Origin of the sequence: Ferriphaselus sp. R-1 (genome assembly GCF_000746095.1) — a bacterium.
Classification (GTDB): Bacteria; Pseudomonadota; Gammaproteobacteria; order Burkholderiales; family Gallionellaceae; genus Ferriphaselus.
In genome coordinates, this window is record NZ_JQKP01000015.1 from 42,065 (window position 1) to 62,878 (window position 20,814).

Consider the following 20,814-nt stretch of genomic DNA (forward strand, 5'->3'; position numbering starts at 1 on the left):
CTCAGGGAGAAAACAACATGAAGCAGAAGATACTCGTTGCAGCACTGGCGGCTGGCGGGATGGTCACGCCGCTGGCCCACGCCACTAACGGCATGAACCTGGAAGGTTACGGCCCGGTCGCCGCCAGCATGGGCGGCGCTTCCATGGCCTATGACAACGGCACCGCCGCCGTGATGAACAATCCGGCGACCTTGGGCCTGATGAAGGAAGGCGCACAACTGGATGTCGCGATCGGTCTGCTGGCTCCGAGCATCTCCGCCAAGGCCGGACCGATGGCGGCTGATTCCTCGGCCACCGCCTTCTACATGCCGGCCATGGGTTACGCCAGAAGGAGCGGTCAGTGGACCTACGGTGCGGGCGTGATGTCGCAAGGCGGCATGGGAACCGAGTACTCGGCCAATTCCTTCATGGCGGCGGGTTCGGGGCAGACGGTGCGCTCCGAAGTGGGCGTCGGTCGCGTGATCGTGCCGCTGGTGTATCAGGCTACCGAGGACATCAATATCGGCGGCAGCGTCGATTTCGTCTGGGCTGGCATGGACATCAAGATGGCGATGCCCGGTGCGAGCTTCATGGGCATGATGCCGGGTACGGCGCAGACCTACGGCAGCGCCAGCGGTTCGATGGTCAACACTTTGGGCGGAGCCATGGCGGGAGGCATGCTGAACGGCGTGAACTGGGCGCGGGTGGACTTCTCCAACAACGATGCCTTCAGCGGCCAGGCCAAGGGTACCGGCTATGCGTTCAAATTGGGCGGGACGTTCAAGGTCAGCAATTCCGTGACGCTGGGGGCGACTTACCACAGCAAGACGGCGCTGGGTGACCTCACCAGCACCGGCGGTGCCTCGATGTCGATGAATGTGGTCGGACCAGCCACCGGTAACGTGGCGACCACGATTCCGGTCACCGGCAGTGTCGCGGTGCACAACTTCCAGTGGCCGGAGACGTTCGGCTTCGGGATGGCCATCCAGGCGACCGACGAGTTGCTGCTGGTAGCCGATTACAAGCGCATCGGCTGGAAGAGCGTCATGAAGAACTTCCGCATGACCTTTACCTCGGATGCGGTGCAGGCCAGCCCGATGGCTGCGGCCTTCGGCATGGGCGGCAAGACGGTGGACATGACCCTGAACCAGAACTGGAGCGACCAGAATGTGTTCGAGTTCGGTGCCTCCTACAAGGTGAGCGATGCGTTCACGGTGCGAGGCGGTGTCAATATCGCCAACAATCCGGTCCCGGACATGTACATGAACCCGTTGTTCCCGGCCATAGGCAAGAGTCATGAGACTCTGGGCGCGAGCTATGCCTTCAATCAGGCTTCCAGCATCCATTTCGATTTTGCCTACATGAACAAGGTCACGGCGACCAACGGTCAGGGCGTGTCGGTCGATTTCGGCGGGTTCAGCTCCCAGTTGGTGTACGGCTACAAGTTCTGACAGTTCCGTACCTGAACGAGGCTGACGACGCGGGTCGTCAGCCTTTTTCTTTTCCGGCAGGTGCGGCGAAGACTCGTCCCCGGCTAAAGTTTGCGCCCCTGATGCCGTTAGCGAGGGCATCCCTCCGCACAGAGAGTTTCGGGCATATCCCTATTGGCCATATGAGCAGCATAGATACCCTTACCGGATTCCCGAACCGTTTCGGCTGTTTGCAGATGGCCGAGCAACTTTCCTCCGATGCCGTGGTTTCGGGCCAGCCCTACGCCATCCTCTGGATAGACATGGATCGCTTCAAACAGGTCAACGAGTCGTTCGGCCATATGGGCGGGGACGAGGTGATCAAGAGTCTGGCCATCCGTTTCCGCACGCGCATGGGCGGTCGGGCCGAGCTTTGTCGGATGGGCGCAGACGAGTTCGTGTTGTTGGTGCCCCGATGTGATCGGGACCAGGCTCAGCGATTGGCTACGGAACTCTGTAGCACCATCGAAGAGCCGATCGCGGTGGGCAATCTCGTGCTGCACCCCACGGCGAGCATAGGCATCGCCATCTTCGAGCTGGGCGAAGGTTCGCTCGAACTGCTGGAGCGGGCCGACCGCGCCATGTTGGCGGCCAAGACCAAAGGCGGGCAAGGCGTGGTCTGCTCGGGTGACGAGCCTATTCCGGGCCGTCTCGGAGTCACCTTGGCGCGCGAGGAGTTGGCGGTCGAGAACAGCCTGCATTTTGCGCTTGAGAACGGCGGTCTCTGCCTGCATTACCAGCCCATCATCCATGCCCATGGCCATATCGAGGCCGTCGAAGCGTTGATGCGTTGCTCCGTGAACGGCGAGAGCATCCCTCCGGGGAAATTCATCCCTGTCGCGGAAAAGACCGGGCTGATCATCCGTCTCGGCGAGTGGTGTCTGTTGCAAGGCGCGATGCATGCTCGTCGCTTGTTCGATGCCGGCTACGACACCAAGGTGGCCATCAATGTGTCGCGGGCGCAGCTGATCTCGCCGAAGTTCACTCAGGCGTTGCACGCGGCACTGATCTGCTCGAATGCGCAGCCGGGGCAGATCGAACTGGAGCTGACCGAATCCTTGTTCATGGACGTGTCGGACCACGTACAGCGGAATTTGAAAAATGCTCTTGCGGCGGGGGTCAGGCTGGCGATCGATGACTTCGGCACTGGATATTCCTGCCTGGCCAATCTGAAGGATATTCCTGCCGGTAAACTGAAACTCGATCGTGCCTTTGTGACCGTGCTGCCTGAGGATCGTCGCGCCTTATCCGTCGTGCGGGCGATGACCCAGTTAGGGCATGAGCTGGGCATGACCATCGTGGCGGAGGGGTGCGAGAGACAGGAAGAGATCGACGCGTTGCTTGAGGTCGGTGTGGATGCCATACAGGGGTACTTTTATGCCAGACCCATGCCAGAGGAGCAGTTGCTTCCCTGGTTGCAACAAAGGAGTGCTACATGATGAACGAGCAAAATCAGGGACCCTCTGCGGTCGATGACCTGTTCGAGCGTACCTTGCTCGATGTCGGGATCCCGCCGTGCCCGGTAGTGCTGGACCGCTTCATGGCCGAGGTGCGTAAGGACGAGCCTGACTACACGCGGCTGGCGAATATCATCGGCTCGGATGTCAGCCTGTCCGCAGGCTTGATCAAGACGGCCAACTCGCCGTATTTCGGCGTGCGCCAGCGTGTGCGCTCGGTCAATGAGGCATTGACGATACTCGGGCTGAATACGGCCAGTCGTGCCGTGGCCGGCATCATTCTGCGCAAGACTTTCCCCAATGTGCCCAATCTGGAACGGTTCTGGGATGCATCCGCCAGGGTGGCGCGGCTGTCCGGCTGGTTGGCGCAACAGCTGGAGATACGCGGCCTGCGCGCCGAGGATGCCTACACCTTCGGCCTGTTCCGTGACTGTGGCATCCCGGTGTTGCTCGGACGCTTTCCGGGTTATCAGGCGGTGCTGGATCGTGCCAACCACGATGCTCAGGTGTCGTTCACCGAGGTCGAGGAGGAAGCCATCCCGACCAATCATGCGATGGTGGGCTGCATCCTGGCACAAAGCTGGTGGTTGCCCGAGGAGATCTGCCGGGCCATCCGCAGCCATCATGACTTGCGGGCGCTCACCCAGGCCGGCTCTGACCTGCCCATGCTGAGTCGTCGGCTGATCGCCATTGCCCAGCTTGCTGAGCACATCTTGCAGCACCAGCTTGGCCTGAGCCAGACGCAAGAGTGGTGCAAGTTGGGGGAGGCCTGCATGCAGTTGCTGGACATGGAAGAGGCGCGTCTGGAGGCCTTGTATGGCGAAGCGACTCCCATAGTTTCGTCGGACGAGTAAGCGTCCGGCGACGGCGGCTCAGAGCCAGTTTGCCCGACGGAAACGAAAATAGAGGTAGTAGCAGGTCGCCGAGATCGTCAGCAGGGCGAGCGGATAGCCGTAACGCCAGCCCAGTTCAGGCATGTATTGGAAGTTCATCCCCCAGATGCCGACGAATGCGGTGGCGACGGCAAAGATGCCTGCCCAGGCTGCCAGTTGTTTGTTCACATCGTTCTGCTCGATGCTGACCGTGGACTGGCAGACCAGGATGGCGGTGCTGATGGTGTCGCGCACCGCGTCCAGCGCGGTGTTGATGCGCACCAGATGGTCGTAGACATCACGGAAGTACTCTTGCGTGTTGGCGCAAGGCGGCGGCACCCGGCCACCGTGCATCTTGCCTGCGGCCTCCATCAGCGGGGCGACCGCGTGCTTCAATACCATCACCTTGCGTTTGAGCAGGTAGATCTGCTCGATGTTGCCGCGTGCGCTGTCCTTGTCGAACAAGTGTTCCTCGATGGCTTCCAGTTGTGATTCCAGCACCTCGACCAGCGGAAAGTAGCGATCCACCACGGCATCCATCAACGCGTACAGCACGAAGCCGGAGCCGAGCGCCAGCAACTCCGGTTCACGCTCGCAGCGCTCGCGTACGTTTGCAAAGCTTTGTTCGCTGCGGTTGCGCACGGTCAGGATGAAGTTGCTCCCGACGAAGATGTTCAGCTCCCCGACCGACAGGTCATTACCGATCAGCTCGACCAAATGGAGGGCGACGAACATCGAATCGCGGTATTCCTCCAGTTTGGGGCGTTGGTGGCCGTGTCGGGCATCTTCCACCGATAGGTCATGTAAGCTGAACTCCTCCTGCATCTTGTCCAGTTCGGCGGCTGACGTGTCACGCAGCGCGACCCAGATCAGGCAATCGGGGTGGGTCAGATAGTCGCTGATGTCGTCGATGGGGATGTCAGCCAGCTTGGCACCTTGTCGATAGACCGAGCAGTTGATCAACATGAGGCAATTCCGTGACGGTACAAGTCGGATACTCCGGGGGCTGTGGGTGGCAAAATCATACCGCGTTTCCGCCGCACGAGGCGGCCTGATAATCCGTACAGCTTTCTGGTTGCGCCTGCCATAATCGTGGCCGTCGACAAACGGTTTCGGGTGGGGAAGTATGGATGCGGTTTCGAGTCTGGCGCTGGCAGCGGGATTGGGGTGGGCGAGCGGCATCCGGTTATATGCCACCGTGTTCCTGGTTGGCGCACTGGCGCATCTCGGCTACCTTCAGCTCCCCGAATCGCTGGCCGTACTGTCGCATCCCTACCTCATCGGCTTGTCCGGACTGCTGCTGGTGGTCGAGTTCATCGCCGACAAATCGCCGCTGATCGATAGCGCGTGGGACAGCATCCACACCTTTATCCGCATTCCCGCCGGTGCCTTGCTGGCGATGGGGGCGATCAACAGCGCCGATCCGGTCGTGGCGGCATCGGTCGCCCTGCTCGGCGGTACCTTGGCGGGCGGCACGCATCTCGCCAAATCCGGTGCCCGGGCGTTCATCAACACCTCGCCCGAGCCGGTGAGTAACTGGGCGGCCTCGTTCGGCGAGGACGGCCTGGTCGCTGTCGGCCTGTGGTTGATGTTCTCTCATCCCACACTATTCCTGCTCTTTCTGGTGATCTTCAGCGCCCTGGTCGTTTGGCTGCTGCCCAAGCTGTGGCGCGGCATCCGACTCAGCTGGCGACACTTGTCCGGTCGGGTCGGGCAGGGCGGTGGCCCGCGTGACTGACCCTGATCCCTGCTCGGAAGCTGAACGAAACGCCTGCGCGATGCGATAATGACACTCCGGCGTGGCACGGCTACGCTGCGCGAACCTAACCAATCAGAACGGAAAAATCATGACGACAATCCATATCCAACAAATGATGGCCGACAGCGGCGTGGCCTTCGGCACCAGCGGCGCACGCGGACTGGTCAGCCAGATGAGCGACGCGGTGTGCGCGGCTTACACGCTGGCTTTCCTGCAAGGTCTGGGATTGGATCGCGCCGGACAGAAGATTGCCTTGGGTATCGACTTGCGCCCCTCCAGTCCGGCCATCGCCCGCGCCTGTGCGGCGGCGATCCGCGAGGCGGGTTGCGAGGTGGATTATTGCGGCGTGCTGCCGACCCCGGCGCTGGCGCTGCACAGTCTGGCGCTGGGCATCCCCGCCATCATGGTCACCGGCAGCCACATCCCGTTCGACCGCAACGGCATCAAGTTCTATACCGCGCAAGGCGAGATCAGCAAGGCCGACGAAGCCGCCATTGCCGGAGCGACGGTCGAGATCGGCGCGCTGACGGGCGAGCTGCCCGTCGCCAACCCGGTCGCGCTGGATCACTTCCGCCACCGTTATACCGACCTGTTCTCGGCTGACTTGCTGAAAGGCTGGCGCGTCGGTGTGTACGAGCATTCCAGCGCCGCCCGCGACGTGCTGAAGCAGATCCTCGCCGACCTCGGTGCGGAAGTGTTGGGGCTGGAACGCACCGACACCTTCGTGCCCATCGACACCGAGGCTGTGGGCGAGGAAGACCGCCAGCGTGGTCGCAACTGGGCGGCGCAATACCGACTGGACGCGATCCTCTCCACCGACGGCGACGGCGATCGTCCGCTGATCGGTGACGAGACCGGCGAATGGTTGCGCGGCGACGTGGTCGGCCTGCTGTGTTCGCACTTCCTTGGCGCGGATACGGTCGTCACGCCAGTGAGCTGCAACACTGCCATCGAAGCTTCCGGCTGGTTCAAGCACGTCATCCGCACCCGCATCGGCTCGCCCTACGTCATCGCCGGGATGGAGCAAGCCAGCGGCGGCGTGGCTGGCTTCGAAGCCAACGGCGGCTTCCTCGCCGGCAACCACCTCGTCGTCAACGGCCACCGGCTGGCTGCGCTGCCCACCCGCGACTCCATCCTGCCCGCACTTGCGCTGCTGGCGATGGCACGGCAACAAGGCTGCAAACTCTCTGGATTGTTGAACGGTCTGCCACAGCGTTTCACCGCCAGCGACCGCTTGCAGAACTTCGCCGTCGCCGCCAGCCGCGCCTTGCTGGAGCGTCTGCAAGCCAGCGAAGATGCCTACCGCAGCCTGTGGGGCGACGCGTTGGGTGCAGTGGTCAAACGCGATACCACCGACGGCTTGCGCCTCACCTTCGCCAACGGCGAGATCGCCCACCTCCGCCCCTCCGGTAATGCCCCGGAACTGCGCTGCTACGCCGAAGCCGACAGCGTGGAGCGCGCGCAAGTGCTGGTGCGGGAAACGCTGGCGAAGATCGCCAACAGCTGAGCCGCACGCGAGCCGATCACTGGGGCGGCCTCGCCTGCGGCGATCAGTGTGGCGGGGTGTTTCCGAATATTTTCCCGAGACTCGTTGACGCTTGCTCAGGAATGGGTATAATGCGCGCCTCGTTTGGGTCGTTAGCTCAGCTGGTAGAGCAGCGGACTCTTAATCCGTTGGTCGAGTGTTCGAATCACTCACGACCCACCAAACAAGCCAAAAGGTTAGCGAATTATCGCTACCCTTTTTTATTTTCAGTTGTGTCATTTTTGTGCCGTTGCCCCCCTCCCAAGCTGGAGTCCTATGGCGATACAATGAAATCATGATGCGCTTAATGAAAACGAGTCTGCTAGTAACGCTGCTCTGCCTAACCTCCCTGGGTAGTGAGGCTGGGGAGCGCGCTTCAGAAACGGTAGCGCCCCAAGTTGATGGCGAATTGAGTGCGATTTCAGCGTTGGACGTGCCTCGCTACATGGGTACATGGTTCGAGATAGCTAAATACCCAAACTGGTTTCAGAGAAAATGTACTGGCAATACCAAGGCTGAGTATAGCCTCGCGAGCGATGGTCATCTGAAGGTCGTTAATCGTTGCCGTATCAAAAGTGGCGAACTGATTGAGGCGACGGGTCTGGCCAGGCAGGTAGGTCAAGCAAACTCCCCTAAATTAACAGTTAGATTCGCACCTGCGTGGCTTTCTTTTTTGCCATTCGTGTGGGGAGACTACTGGGTGATCGATATCGATGACGACTATCAGTTAGTTGCAGTGAGTGAGCCAAAGAGAGAATACCTGTGGATTCTTTCCAGAATGCCCAAGATTGACTCCGCCCGCTATAGGGCGCTGCTGGCCAGGTTGCAGCAGAAGGGGTTCGATCTAAATAGGCTTGAGCTTACCAAGCAGGACTGATGCCCAGCCCCCTAGCCTACCATCCTCCCCCTCAGTAATGCCCTCGGACTTTTCGGCATTGGATCACCCGGAATGAAAAAAAGCACCTAGTCATTTCTGGCTAAGTGCTTGTTTTGTTTGGCTCCCCGACCTGGACTCGAACCAGGGACCTGCGGATTAACAGCACAAGTAAGAATCTGAAAATAATAAAGAAAGTGCAAGAAAGGTAAGGATTTATTTTCTGCCGAAACTGTGCCGAACCCACTTTCCGAAACTATTCCGAACCAAACTTTGGGCATTTTGGTGGATTATTTCGAGTCGCCCAAGCAAATCAACCAAATAGGCGAAAATGATGCCGAGCGAAATCCGATCCCCGAAAATTTCGGTTTCCGAACCTTGGCGAGGTGGCCCACAGCGGCCCACGGCGGCCAGCAGATGGGGGCAGTCATCCCGGCCCGGCAACGGGGCCAAGGCGGTGCGTTAATGGGCAAACACGGGGCGATTCCGGTTGGGGCGCGGGGCGGCGGCGGAGTCCGGCAGCAGGGGGCTGGGGGAGGAAATCCTGAAAACCTGCGAAACTGAAAAGCTGAATGGTGTCGTGGGGCTACCCTGCACGACCTTGGGGCTGTCCCGCGCGCAAACCTGCCCCCCTCCACAGGGTTCCCCGATAATTCAACCGGCTCGGCGTCGAGGCGACGGGTGTATGGGAAATTTTTTCGATGTGCCTGCTTTTCCTTTCCGCCAAAACGTTCTTTAGGGGCGAATGATAACAAGGGCTGCTTTCCACAAAATTCCGGACACGCTCTTCATTTCCTTTAAGCAGAAATGCCTCCATATCTCCGATATACTCACCGGAAGCGTTTTTTGCATTGAGGGTAATGCAAGCCGCATCGTTACTAATTAGTGTAAATTCACCAAATTCGGCAGAGTCTGGATAGCTTAGGACAGCTCGCACAGCATTTGGTGCATCGGATTCCGCGCTGCAAGCGGCAAGCATTAGTACGAAGGAAAGCAGTACAAATGATTTCTTCATAATTGTCCTTGTTTAACTATGAATGCGTTTCCAAACAGCTTTCCGCCAGCCTCCGGCGCCAGGATTGAATTTCAGGATGCCGCTGATAACTCCCCGGCCTTAATCTGGATGGCGGGAGTTGACGGCCTTTGCAACTGGTTCAATAAGGGGTGGCTCGAATTCACAGGTCGTTCCATTGAACAAGAACGAGGAAATGGCTGGGCGGAAGGCGTCTATGCTGACGATTTGCAGTCATGTATCGAGCAATACCTCAAGCACTTCAACGCCCGAGAGCACTTCCTGCTGGAATATCGTTTACGCCGTTATGATGGGCAGTACCGATGGATTCTTGATTCCGGAGCCCCCTCGTTCGATGCTGCAGGGACATTTCTCGGCTACAACGGGGTGTGCTTTGACATCACAGAGCGTAAAAAAATCGAAAGTGTGCTGAACGAAGAAAGCCAGCGCTTTCGCAGCATATTGGACAACCTGTTTGCTTATGTTGCGCTACTCGATATCAATGGTGTGGTGCAGGAAGTCAATAAAGCGCCGCTAGAGCGTGCCGGCTATCGCCGAGAAGACGTGGTGGGTAAGTATTTCTATGATGCGCCGTGGTGGAATTATGACGATCAGGTGCGTGAGCAACTGATCGCTGCTATCGATTCCGCAAGGCAGGGCAAGGCGAGCCGTTATGACGTGGAAGCCAAAATGGGGAATGAGTTAATTCCAATTGACTTCCTCATTGCCCCTATTTATGACGAGGCAGGTAAAGTGATTGGCTTGCTTCCCACTGCGGTCGATATTACTGAACGCAAACGTCTGGAGATGGAGTTGCATCGTCAGGCGCGTCTGGATTATCTGACCGGTCTCTCAAATCGTCGAGACTTTATGGAGCGTGCCCAGCTTGAATTGGCCCGTACCCAACGATATGGCAATGCGCTCTCAGTCCTAATGCTGGATGTGGACAATTTCAAAAAGATCAATGACAGCCACGGCCATGATGCCGGCGATATGGTTCTGAAATCGATCGCGCTGACATTTCATAAAGTGTTGCGCAGTGTAGATATCATCGGTCGTTTGGGCGGCGAAGAGTTTGCGGTGATCCTGCCCGAAACCGGAGTTGAAACAGCGCTTGAAGTGGCGGAGCGGTTACGGGAGACAATCTCCGCAAGTGAGGTCGCATTATCCGATGGGCTGCGAATCCACTTCACAGTTTCCATTGGCGCGGCATCCATCAACAATATCGCTTCAAACATAGACACATTGCTTAGAGAGTCTGACAGAGCACTTTACAAAGCCAAACTGACCGGAAAGAACAAAGTCTGTACGTAATATTCATAGTGCTACGGGGATGTGGTGAGGGTGATAGAGCAAAGATTTGGAAGATATTGGGCTCCTGCTTTAACTCTCCATCGGTCAAAGCAGATTCGGCAAGAACTCAATCCCGGTGCGCTGCACCAATTCCTGATAACTGATCGGCCTGCCGACACGGGCATCGTCTGTATTCTCGATCCAGTGTGCCCAGGCTCGGTGATTGCTGGGATCATAGACCAGCTTGAACAGGTAACGTGGTACCCAGACGTGGGTGTTACCTATCGTGGTAGGTGCCGTGTCATAGACGGGGCCTGAGATGACGTAGACATCACCTTGGGCACGCATCACATATTTGCGGGTATCTTTTTCAAGCTTCGCCCATGTCTTGCGATTGTTGTTGGGCGCTTGCGGCACGATATTGGCCAACGAGAAGCTTTGAGCCATCGCATCATCCGTAGCCATGTCGGCAGCGGGGGCCATGTGTCCCCGGTCATAGCCTGAGCTGCGGTAGTCATCCAGTTGGGCGCGTTCGGAGTTGGGGAGTCTGGCCTCGGCATAGAACTGATCGGTACGTTCTATATCCTTTTCAATCATCGCTCGATTGAGTCGTTCGGCGACATAGACCGGACTATGGCTGCTGCCTGAATGCAATACAGCGAATCCGTCAAAGCATAACGCTCTGGGCTTCATGTCTTGCTGGGAGGCACGGATGACGGGAGACTTCCCATGTGCAAAGAACTGCGGGCACTGATCGAAGCTGGTGGAACCGGCATGGACAGCCACAGACGGCAGCAGAAGTGAGGCGGTAACGACGTGCTTGAGTAGCTTGGAAACGAGGGACATGCGCTAGAGTATATCTCCAATGGCCTAGCCTACAGGCGAACGAGGGATAGGACAGACTAGCCGCCCAATCGTTCACCCGAGAAGTTGCACGTCAGATTTCCAGATTCCCAGATTTTCAGGTTTTCAGCTCCCCACTAGCCATCCCAATGGGGTGCCCCACGGACTTTTTAATGCCGACCCTCGGACTTTTCGGCATTGGATCACCCGGAATGAAAAAAAGCACCTAGTCATTTCTGACTAAGTGCTTGTTTTGTTTGGCTCCCCGACCTGGACTCGAACCAGGGACCTGCGGATTAACAGGGCGAGCCAGTAAAAACATGAGTCATTTATAATCAGTCACTTGTAACGCTTGCTAACTTACAAAGCCTACTGAAATCGACCTGATTTGTGCCATTTCCAATTGTGTCATGGCACAAATATGGCACAGTCCAGTTGTGCCGTGGGCCCTTCTCTCAGGAAGCGCTCTATCCCAGATCGAATGCTCGTTCTCTCAAAGTCTCATACAGCTGCGCTGGCCCTAGCAGCACGTCCTTTAATCCGCTCCGCACCTTCTCCGAACCAAGCGCCTGCTTGCTCAAGGTTGAATGCGCCGACAGCGCATCCATGATCGCATTCAGAATCGCGTTAGACAGATCGGGGGAATTGGCGAACTGCTCCTTGGTATTGTTGTTGGCCTGCTGTACCAGAATCTCGGATTCGAGCAGCTTGCCCTTCAAAACATGGTTCACGTAAATCAGCTTGTCGTCTTCGGTCAGATCGCCCTCGAATAGCTCGTTCACCTTGGTGATGATCTCGGCCAGATAAACCTTCTCCTTCTGCTGCACCTCGCCACTGCCTGTTTCGGTCAGAGGCGATAGCTTGGGATACTCGCCATTCACCAGTGCCAAGTTGCGCTTACCCTGATCCTTCAGCTTGTGATGGGTGAGCGTCACCTTGGAGAGATCGACGCCTTCCCGTTCGCGCCCGAACTCCAGCAAGGGCAGCAGTCGCTTGAAGAAGATCGCCCGCTTCTCGATGGCGGTATTGCCGTAATCGAAGATTTGCGACAGAAAGGCATACACCCGCTGGAATGCGCCCAGATTACGCTTGAACAGCATCAGCGCATTCATCTCGTCTTGCGCCTCTTGTTCGGCCCTTGCATCCTTGTTGGCAACAGCGGCCTGATGATTGGCATGTGCCGCCCGGTAACGCTTGAGCAAACGATCAGCCACTGGCTCGATGGCAGCAGAAAGCTCCGCCTGTGACGCGTTCGGGTTCATTTCCACTGTCACCACCCGATCCACCTCGTTGTCGTCGTAGTGGCCTTCGGCATCCAGCTTGGCGCGCAGGTCATACACCAGATTGGGATCAGTCACGCCGTCCAGTTCCGCCGTTTCGTAATAGGTCTTGAAAGCTGCCAGCACCTCGTTCGGGTCATTCACGAAGTCGAGGATGTAGGTCGTATCCTTGCCGGGATGGGCGCGGTTCAGTCTGGAAAGTGTCTGCACCGCCTGTATGCCCGCCAATCGCTTGTCCACATACATGCCGCACAGCAAGGGCTGGTCAAAGCCAGTCTGGAATTTGTTGGCGACTAGCAGAATCTGATACTCCTCGGTGGCAAAGGCTTCGCGGATGTCTCGCCCGTTCAAATTGGAGTTAAGCACCTTGCTGGTTTCGGAGAGCGGATCGGGGTTGGATTCCTGATCGTTCACCTCGCCCGAGAATGCCACTAGCGTACCGATCCTGTAGCCCTGCGACTTGATGTACTTGTCGATGGCAATTTGCCAGCGCACCGCCTCCAGACGGCTACCGACCACCACCATCGCCTTGGCTTTGCCTTCCAGCAACGGCTGCACGCTGTCGCGGAAGTGTTCCACCACCACTTGCACCTTCTGGCTGATGTTGTAGGGATGCAGGCGCACCCAGCGCATGATGCCCTTCATCGCCGTGCTGCGCTCCACTTCCACATCAATCCACTCGCGCCCCTCGTTGGCGAGCTTGAAGGCCAGCTTGTAGGGCGTGTAGTTTTTCAGCACGTCGAGAATGAATCCCTCCTCGATGGCCTGTCGCATGGAATAGACATGGAACGGCGCAGGCAGATTTTCATCGCTGGCTGATAATGCCGGATTGGGGCGACGACCGAACAGTTCGAGCGTCTTGGCCTTGGGCGTGGCGGTGAAAGCAACATAGGTGATGCCCGCATCGTTCGCCCGCGCTGCCATCTGCATTGCCAGCAGGTCTTCCGTTCCCACCTCGCCGCCGTCTGCCAGTTCCTGCATTTCTTCCGCACTTAGCAACTGCTTGAGCTTGGAAGCCGCCGCGCCGGTCTGCGAGCTATGCGCCTCATCGGCAATCACGGCAAAGCGTTTGCCTTGAGTAGCGGCGAGTTCCTGCACAGCCTGTAGCGCAAAGGGGAATGTCTGAATGGTGCACACCACGATCTTCTTCCCGCCCGACAACGCCTGCGCCAGCTCGCCGCTCTTGCTCTGGCTTTCGCCCTTGATGGTGGCGACCACACCCGCCGTACGCTCGAAATCGAAGATGGCTTCCTGCAACTGCGTATCCAGCACCGTGCGATCCGAAACCACCAGCACCGAGTCGAACAGCTTCTTGTGCTGGGCATCGTGCAAGTCGGCAAGGAAGTGAGCCGTCCACGCGATGGAGTTGGTCTTGCCCGAGCCAGCGGAATGCTGAATCAGGTACTTCTGGCCTGCACCTTCTGATAGCACTGCCGCCACCAGTTTCCGCGTTGCATCCAGCTGGTGATAGCGCGGGAAGATGATCGCCTTGATCTGCTTCTTGCTGTCGCGTTTAGCGACGATGTAACGCCCGATGATCTCCAGCCAGCTATCGCGTGCCCAGACCTGTTCCCACAAATACGCGGTGCGGTGTCCGTTCGGGTTTACCGGATTGCCTGCCGCGCCGTGATCGCCCAAATTGAACGGCAGGAAAGTGGTCGCCGCACCCAGCAGGCGGGTGGTCATCATGGCGGCACTATTGCTCACCGCGAAATGCACCAACGCGCCACGCGGGAAGTCCAGCAATGTCTCGGCGGCAGCTTGCCCCTTGGGTTTGGGATGGCGGTCGAAGCGGTATTGATCCACCGCATCCTCTACCGACTGGGTAAAGTCGGACTTCAGCTCCACCGTAGCAATCGGCAGGCCATTCAGGAATAGCACCAGATCAATCGCATTCTCGTTGAACAGCGAATAGCGCACCTGCCGCACCACGCGCAGCCGATTGGCGGCGTACTTGGCTTGCAGTTCCGGGTTCATCGCCAGCGCGGGCTTGAACTGGGCAAGCTGCAAAGGCTGACGCAAACCCAATAACTCGATGCCATGCCGCAACACATCCAGCGTGCCCCGGTCATCCAGTTGGCGGCGTAACCGATCCAGCAACACCGCGTCGGCAGCGGCGCCGTGGTTCTTGCTCAGCGTTTCCCATGCTTTGGGTTGGGTAGCCTGCACCCAAGCAATCACATCGGCGGGAAACAAGGCGCGGGTTCGGTCATAGGCCGAGAAATCACCGTCCGCATACAGCCAATCGTGTGCCGCAAGGTGAGCGCAGATGTCGTTCTCGAATTCGATTTCCTTGTGCAGGCTCATGGTTTATTTACCAAGTCTGGATGGTTGGTCTGCAACCAATGCTGCGTGTGCGCCAACAATTGTTCCGCTTCTTTCAAACAATCTGCCAATGCGCTATCGGCAATCGGATCACCTTCGTAATCGTTCAAGTTGCGCTGCTTGCGCAAAGCATCCAGCACGATCACCGTCTCTTTGGACACCTGCAATGTGAGCGGTAAACTTTGAATTGCCAATTGATGATGGCCGGGCTGGCTGGTCGCAGTCCGATAACCATTTGCCCACAAGCCCAGCATCGCGCATTGCATGATGGTTTTATAAGCCGCATCAAAACGATTATCCGCGCCCAACTCCTTGAGATTTGCATCCACCAAATTGCGCTGCGCCGCCAACAGCAATTTAAGTACCGCGCCTCGTGTGGGCACAAATGCCTGCAACTTATGGATGGCCAGTAAATTCTGCAAAGTCATGTTCAGTCCCGATCAAATACAACTTGGGTTTAGCCAGCACATCCATCACCAATGGCTCTTGGTTATGCAGGCGCAGTTGAAACTCCGCAGGCGAATAAACCACCGGATTGATCTCGCGCTGTAATTTTTCTTGAGCCGAATACAGCGCCCGCACCACCTCGGCAAAACTCGCCTCACCCACTATCAGCACATCCACATCGCTGCCCGCCGTTTCAGTGCCTTGCGCGAATGAACCAAACAGCAACGCAAATTGAATCTGCGACGCAATGCCCCCCAACGCACTCAACACCACACTCACAGCACCGCTGGTTTTACGGAACACCCCCGCCAACTCGGCAAATACCGGACACGCACGGTTGGCCTGATACAACACCTGATTGCCTTGCTTCTCACGCAACAACAAACCCGCTTCCGCCAGCTTGCTCAACTCGCGATGCAACGTCCCCGCCGTTGTTCCGGTCTGCCGCGCTAGCTCGCGCACGTGAAAACGCTGCGCAGGTTGCAACAACAGCAACTCCAGCACCCGCAGGCGGTAAGTCCCGAACAGCACACTTAATAATTTATTGTCGTAGCTCATTTTGCTTCGATTGTAGCTTTAATAGCTTCATTGCGGCAACGATTGAATTCCGCGCACGTCTATCTTGCCCGTGACGGCGGCGGAAATCAGCGCGCTGCGGCGTTCTTGCAGCAAGGCGATGGCGCGGTTGGCTGCGGCGGTGAGGGTGTCGAATGCAGCGGTTTCTCGGTGAAGAAATGCTCTGATTTCGAGTTGCTCATCCAATGGAGGGAGAGCAAACCATATCTTGGTCATTCGAGTAAGCCCAAGGTCTTTATTGGTAGCACCACGGGTATGCAACTGCGACTGCTCATAACAACCCACACTGTTCAGTGCATACGCCAAGTAATACGGTTCAACGAGGTCGTGATTTATTTTAAGGACAGCGACGTGAACCCACACCTGAAATCGATCATCAAGATCGACAACTCTCGCGATTCCTGTAGTGCCGCCTTTGGTATAAAGAACATCGCCCTTTTCTGGAATCACTCGCCTGCAAAATTCCGAGTAGTCCTCTTCAGAAACAAATTTCGCATCGTCGAGATGCCAAGAACTCACCCCTATATTCCGAGCGGAAAGAAACATCACGCCATCATCAACATAATTGGGCGAGAAATGAGGGCCATCAGAAACTTGCTTGCAAACTCTGCCAATTTGCGCTCGATCCCAATGCTCCGGCACGTCGCCCAGCCATTCGATGCCGGAGTCTTTCATCGGGGAGTTGGGGTTCAGCCCCTTGGTGACAGCGTGCGAAATCACCGCCTGCCGCTTTTCCGTCAGCAGCTCCACCAACCGCCGCTGCTCGGCAATCAGGGCATCAATCTTCCCCGTCTCGCGGTCGAGGAAGGCGGCGATGGTTTGCTGTTCCTCTAACGGAGGCAGTGCCATATACAGTCTGCCAAACACATCTGGATACAAACGCAATCTTGAATCGATCACGCCCGCAGAAAATGCCTTGTAGTAAAGGATGGTTTCGTCCGACCTCACCAAGTAGTTCAGAAATGACGGCAGGCTACCATCTATCACATGAAATACGCTGTATGCAGGACTTACGATTCCTTCGTGATTAGAAAATGCCAGCCCTCGATTCCAAGCCAGCATGATGTTCATCACCAAGTCATTCGGATAGCACACCTTATAGCCTTCGAGGGATTCAGCACGGCTAAGGTGGTCACCTTCGTCTATCACTTCAGCGCGAGGAGAAACCCCCGTGTAGGCAGAGACAGACAGCAGCGTCTCACTTCCATCCTCCGAGCGCTCGTCTCTTTCCCGGAAAACTTGCTTGACTCGCTTCAGTCCCCAATGCCCCGGCACCTCGCCCAGCCACGCGACACCACTGCCCTTGTATTCGGGATAACGCGGAAAACTCATGCCTCATCCTCTTCCGGCGCGTTCTGCAAATAGAATTCGTGCAGTTTGGCTTGCAGCAGTTTTTTGTTCGGTAACTGGGTCTGGTATTCGGCGATGAGGGCGGGCGAGAGGCTGCGGCTCAGGGCGTATTCGACGACTTCGTCGTCTTTGCTGGCGCAGAGCAGCACGCCGATGGCGGGATTTTCGTGCGGCTTTTTGATGTCACGGTCTAGCGCTTCGAGGTAGAAGCCGAGCTTGCCGAGGTATTCCGGCTCGAAGCGCCCGACCTTGAGTTCGATGGCGACGAGGCAATTAAGCCCGCGATGGAAGAAGAGCAAATCCAGTGCGAAGTCGCGTCCGCCGACTTGCAGCGGATATTCGGAGCCGACAAAGCAGAAGTCGCGTCCCAGCTCGATGAGGAAGTCCTTGAGCTTGTGCAGTAGGCCGTGATGCAGGTCGGCTTCGGCATGGCTTTGCGGCAGGCCGAGGAATTCGACTAGGTAGCTGTCTTTGAATACGCTCAGCGCTTCGGGGTGAATTTGTGTCACCACTGGTGACACTTTTACCGGGTTGAGTACGACGCGCTCGAACAGCGCGGTTTTGAATTGGCGCTCCAGTTCACGTTTGCTCCACTGTTCCTGTGCGGCCATGCGCAAATAGAATTCGCGTTCTTCCGGGCGTTTGCTCTGGCTGAGGATGATGAGGTTGTGCGTCCACGGCAATTGTCTCACCAGCGGTGAGACTTTTTCATCGCCGCGATACGCTTCGTAAAACTGGCGCATACGGAACAGGTTGGGGCGGGTGAAACCGCTCAGGCCGGGCTGGGTGCGCGCCAGGTAGTCGGCCAGTTGCGTGACCACGCCATCGCCCCATTCCGCCGCTTCGATCTTGCGGCTGATGTATTCGCCGACCTGCCAGTAAAGCTCGATGAGCGTGGTGTTGACGCTTTGCACGGCGCGCTGGCGCGCGGCGGCGATGAGTTTGGCGACTTCGGCGAAGTGAGTGTCGGGGGTGAGGTTGCTCATGCTGCCCCTCCAAAAAGTAACCCCCCGGTTTGAGCGTCACGCCGATGAGCTGGCGGATAGGCTTGGGGGGTGTTGTTGGCTGGATTATACATGGCAAAGCTCATGCCGACAGCCCCGCAATCATCGTCAAAATCCGATCCGTGCATTGCTTCAGTTCGGTATCAATCTCGGCCAGCGGGCGCGGCGGCTGGAACACGTAGAAGTGCCGGTTGAACGGGATTTCGTAGCCGACTTTGGTTTTGTCGTGGTCGATCCACGCATCGGGGGCGTGGGGGAGCACTTCGCGTTTGAAGTAGCTTTCCACGTCCTCATTCAGCGGGACATTCTCGGTATCACGCAGGCTGGAATCCGGCTGCGGCTTGCCTTTCTGTTTGCCCTTTTCGCCCAGCACGATCTTGCCTTGCTCATTGCGCAGCGGGCGTTCGACGGTGATGGTGCGATAGCCGAAGTCCTGATTCTTGAAAATGCGGCTGATCGGTTTTCCCGCTTGCTCGGCTTCAACAAACTCGCCAAACAAGCGGGTGATCTCGGTGATGTGCTCGTCCGACAGCTCCTTGCGTTTGCTGCCCAGACTCTTGCGCATCTTCTGCCAGAAGCCACTGGCGTCGATCAGTTGCACACAGCCCTTGCGCGCTTCCGGCTTGCGGTTGGAGAGTATCCAGACGTAGGTGCTGATGCCGGTGTTGTAGAACATGTCGGTGGGCAGGCCGATGATGGCTTCGACCAGATCGTTTTCCAGCACGTAGCGGCGGATTTCACTTTCCCCGCTGCCTGCGCCGCCGGTAAATAGCGGCGAACCATTCAGCACGATACCGAAGCGGCTACCACCCTCGGCAGCAGGGCGCATCTTGCTGACCAGATGCAGCAGGAACAGCAGCGAGCCATCCGACACGCGCGGCAGGCCGGGGCCGAAGCGGCCATTGAAACCTTGCTGCTCGTGCTCCTTGCGGATGTCCTTTTCGACTTTTTTCCACTCTACGCCAAACGGCGGATTGGACAGCATGTAGTCGAACTTCTTGTGCAGGTGGCCGTCGTCCGACAGGGTGTTGCCCGGTGTGATGTTGGCGACATCCTGCCCCTTGATGAGCATGTCGGCCTTGCAGATGGCGTAGGACTCGTCGTTGAGTTCCTGCCCGAACATAGTGAGCCGCGCCTGCGGATTGTGTTCTTCCAGATACTCCCCGGCGATGGAGAGCATGCCACCCGTGCCAGCCGTGGGATCATAAATGGTGCGCACCACGCCGGGCTTGGACAGCACCGCGTCGTCTTCGATGAACAGCAGGTTGACCATCAGGCGGATGACTTCACGCGGGGTGAAGTGTTCCCCGGCAGTCTCGTTGGAGATTTCGGCGAATTTGCGGATCAGCTCCTCGAATACCAGCCCCATCTGGCTGTTGCTGACGGCTTCGGGATGCAGGTCGATCTGGGCGAACTTCTCGGTGACTTGATACAGCAACCCGGCCTTGCCCAAGCGTTCGACCTGAGTGTGGAAGTCGAAGCGCTCGAAGATGTCGCGCACGGCGGGCGAGAAGGCTTGCACGTAGCTGTAAAGGTTCTCACGGATGTGATCCTGATCGCCCATCAGCTTTTTCATGTCCAGCGGCGATGTATTGTAGAAACTCTGCCCCGCTTTGCGTAACAGGAACGGCTCAGGATTCAGCCCGGCCTGCTGCTTGGCTTCCAGCTCGGCCAGCACCGCCGCCTTGGTGGTTTCCAGTACGCAGTCCAGACGGCGCAGCACAGTGAATGGCAAGATCACCTTGCCGTATTCGGATTGCTTGTAGTCGCCGCGCAACAGGTCGGCGACAGACCAAATGAAGGATGAAAGGGACTGGTGGTTCATTAGTGCTCAACGTGATATTTCTCCGATGTATTCTGCGGGGTTTGCCAAGGTATAGCAATATGCCGGATAACATAGTTCGAGTCTTAGCTGATGAATCATTGCATGCACAAATATGCTTGTGGATCAACTTGGAAATCGCCAAAACCGTTAAGTGTACGTGCGTGCGTATGCAGTGTGAGCACTCTGGAGCGACACTATACCGAGGAAACTTCGGCTTCAATGCAGCCTGATTCACCGGAAAGCTCGGTGAATTAATGGTTATGCTGGGGTAATCCAGAGGGGGGCGAGTCCATAATTTTGTGTAAAGCAGACGCAATGAACAGTCTGACAAAATGGCTCTGGCGGACTAGCCCACTTGGCGGGAAATCGGCCATTGCGGCCATCCTCAGCAAATGGGACTAATGGCTGCTTTTCACTTCTTTCCGGACTCCTTCATTCATCGAGACCAGGCCGAAATATCTAGATAATTCGGCCTATGTATCTAGGCGCGTCAGTGTGATTCAATTCGCTTCGCAGTCTGCGGCTCCTTATTGATAATGAAATAAAGAGACACAAGAATTCATAAATGCGAAGTATCCATAAGAATAGGTTAGAAAAGTGTCTGAGCTAACCCGCCTTTAACGGACACTTCAATAGGAGACAGTTAATGAAGGAGGTGTTCAATGGAAAGCAAGGGAAAAGGCAAGGTAAATCCGGAGAGGCAGCGGCAGCGGTTCAGTGCGGAATTCAAGCGCGAGGCAGTGCGGTTGCTGGAATTGGGGCAAAAGCCGGGGACGCAACTAGCGCTGGAACTGGGTGTTGCACGCAACCGGCTCTACAAGTGGCAGGCGCAATTCAAGGCGAATGGTGGCGTATTCCGCGAGCCCGGTCGACCAAAGGTGACGGAAGAGAGCGAGCTATCGAAGCTCAAACGGGAGCTGAAGC

17 protein-coding genes and 1 tRNA gene are annotated in these 20,814 nt (G+C 57.2%); 9 read left to right on the forward strand and 9 right to left on the reverse strand.

The annotated features are described in order from the left end of the window. Nucleotides 1–17: 17 nt before the first annotated feature. The 3 genes from DM08_RS09475 (at nt 18) to DM08_RS09485 (ending at nt 3,759) form a co-directional block, all read left to right on the forward strand. A complete protein-coding gene (locus DM08_RS09475; protein ID WP_035384423.1) occupies nt 18–1,430 on the forward strand; it encodes an OmpP1/FadL family transporter in 1,413 nt (470 codons plus the stop codon). 161 nt (nt 1,431–1,591) lie between these two features. After that, the gene (locus DM08_RS09480; protein WP_035384424.1) at nt 1,592–2,887 is read left to right on the forward strand and encodes a putative bifunctional diguanylate cyclase/phosphodiesterase; all 1,296 of its coding nucleotides are present in this window, start codon (nt 1,592–1,594) and stop codon (nt 2,885–2,887) included. Further along, on the forward strand, nt 2,884–3,759 hold the full coding sequence (locus tag DM08_RS09485) for an HDOD domain-containing protein (protein WP_051938071.1): 876 nt from the start codon (nt 2,884–2,886) through the stop codon (nt 3,757–3,759). Before DM08_RS09480 ends, DM08_RS09485 begins: the two co-directional genes overlap by 4 nt. A gap of 18 nt (nt 3,760–3,777) precedes the next feature. Here DM08_RS09485 and DM08_RS09490 read toward each other — a convergent pair whose 3' ends face one another. Continuing rightward, nucleotides 3,778–4,743, reverse strand: coding sequence for a magnesium and cobalt transport protein CorA (locus DM08_RS09490; protein WP_035384425.1), 966 nt, complete (start codon nt 4,741–4,743; stop codon nt 3,778–3,780). A 160-nt stretch (nt 4,744–4,903) separates the two neighbouring features. Between DM08_RS09490 and DM08_RS09495 the strand changes: the two genes are divergently transcribed. The 4 genes from DM08_RS09495 (at nt 4,904) to DM08_RS09510 (ending at nt 7,938) form a co-directional block, all read left to right on the forward strand. Continuing rightward, the gene (locus tag DM08_RS09495) at nt 4,904–5,515 is read left to right on the forward strand and encodes a DUF4126 domain-containing protein (protein ID WP_035384426.1); all 612 of its coding nucleotides are present in this window, start codon (nt 4,904–4,906) and stop codon (nt 5,513–5,515) included. A gap of 109 nt (nt 5,516–5,624) precedes the next feature. After that, nucleotides 5,625–7,043: a phosphomannomutase gene (locus tag DM08_RS09500; protein ID WP_035384427.1), complete on the forward strand. Its 1,419-nt coding sequence runs from the start codon at nt 5,625–5,627 to the stop codon at nt 7,041–7,043. A gap of 125 nt (nt 7,044–7,168) precedes the next feature. Further along, nucleotides 7,169–7,244 (forward strand) — tRNA-Lys (locus tag DM08_RS09505). Between the two features lie 124 nt (nt 7,245–7,368). Continuing rightward, entirely contained in the window at nt 7,369–7,938 is a 570-nt protein-coding gene (locus tag DM08_RS09510; RefSeq protein ID WP_035384444.1) for a lipocalin family protein, read from the forward strand. A 583-nt stretch (nt 7,939–8,521) separates the two neighbouring features. Here DM08_RS09510 and DM08_RS12905 read toward each other — a convergent pair. Further along, nucleotides 8,522–8,950, reverse strand: coding sequence for a lipoprotein (locus DM08_RS12905; RefSeq protein ID WP_152555818.1), 429 nt, complete (start codon nt 8,948–8,950; stop codon nt 8,522–8,524). An 18-nt stretch (nt 8,951–8,968) separates the two neighbouring features. Between DM08_RS12905 and DM08_RS09520 the strand changes: the two genes are divergently transcribed. Further along, the gene (locus tag DM08_RS09520) at nt 8,969–10,261 is read left to right on the forward strand and encodes a sensor domain-containing diguanylate cyclase (RefSeq protein WP_051938073.1); all 1,293 of its coding nucleotides are present in this window, start codon (nt 8,969–8,971) and stop codon (nt 10,259–10,261) included. Nucleotides 10,262–10,345: 84 nt separating this feature from the next. Here the strand turns inward: DM08_RS09520 and DM08_RS09525 are convergent, their stop codons facing one another. From DM08_RS09525 to DM08_RS09555, 7 genes are all read right to left on the reverse strand, one after another. Then, nucleotides 10,346–11,086 carry a DNA/RNA non-specific endonuclease gene (locus DM08_RS09525; protein ID WP_035384429.1) on the reverse strand — a complete coding sequence of 247 codons (741 nt, stop codon included), beginning with the start codon at nt 11,084–11,086 and terminating at the stop codon, nt 10,346–10,348. 464 nt (nt 11,087–11,550) lie between these two features. Beyond that, the gene (locus DM08_RS09530) at nt 11,551–14,670 is read right to left on the reverse strand and encodes a type I restriction endonuclease subunit R (RefSeq protein ID WP_035384430.1); all 3,120 of its coding nucleotides are present in this window, start codon (nt 14,668–14,670) and stop codon (nt 11,551–11,553) included. Beyond that, nucleotides 14,667–15,116: a hypothetical protein gene (locus tag DM08_RS09535; protein WP_035384431.1), complete on the reverse strand. Its 450-nt coding sequence runs from the start codon at nt 15,114–15,116 to the stop codon at nt 14,667–14,669. The genes DM08_RS09530 and DM08_RS09535 overlap by 4 nt, the downstream gene beginning before the upstream one ends. After that, on the reverse strand, nt 15,085–15,693 hold the full coding sequence (locus DM08_RS09540; RefSeq protein WP_035384432.1) for a nucleotidyltransferase domain-containing protein: 609 nt from the start codon (nt 15,691–15,693) through the stop codon (nt 15,085–15,087). Before DM08_RS09540 ends, DM08_RS09535 begins: the two co-directional genes overlap by 32 nt. Before the next feature lie 27 nt (nt 15,694–15,720). Further along, on the reverse strand, nt 15,721–17,043 hold the full coding sequence (locus DM08_RS09545; RefSeq protein ID WP_081908850.1) for a restriction endonuclease subunit S: 1,323 nt from the start codon (nt 17,041–17,043) through the stop codon (nt 15,721–15,723). Then, on the reverse strand, nt 17,040–18,047 hold the full coding sequence (locus DM08_RS09550; RefSeq protein ID WP_035384433.1) for a PDDEXK nuclease domain-containing protein: 1,008 nt from the start codon (nt 18,045–18,047) through the stop codon (nt 17,040–17,042). The genes DM08_RS09545 and DM08_RS09550 overlap by 4 nt, the downstream gene beginning before the upstream one ends. Before the next feature lie 100 nt (nt 18,048–18,147). Continuing rightward, complete coding sequence (locus DM08_RS09555) at nt 18,148–19,890, reverse strand: type I restriction-modification system subunit M (RefSeq protein WP_035384434.1); 1,743 nt, start codon at nt 19,888–19,890, stop codon at nt 18,148–18,150. Nucleotides 19,891–20,552: 662 nt separating this feature from the next. On the opposite strand from DM08_RS09555, the gene DM08_RS09560 reads away from it, so the two are divergent. Continuing rightward, nucleotides 20,553–20,814: transposase (locus DM08_RS09560; RefSeq protein ID WP_035384435.1), on the forward strand; the 262-nt coding region annotated here is incomplete at its 3' end.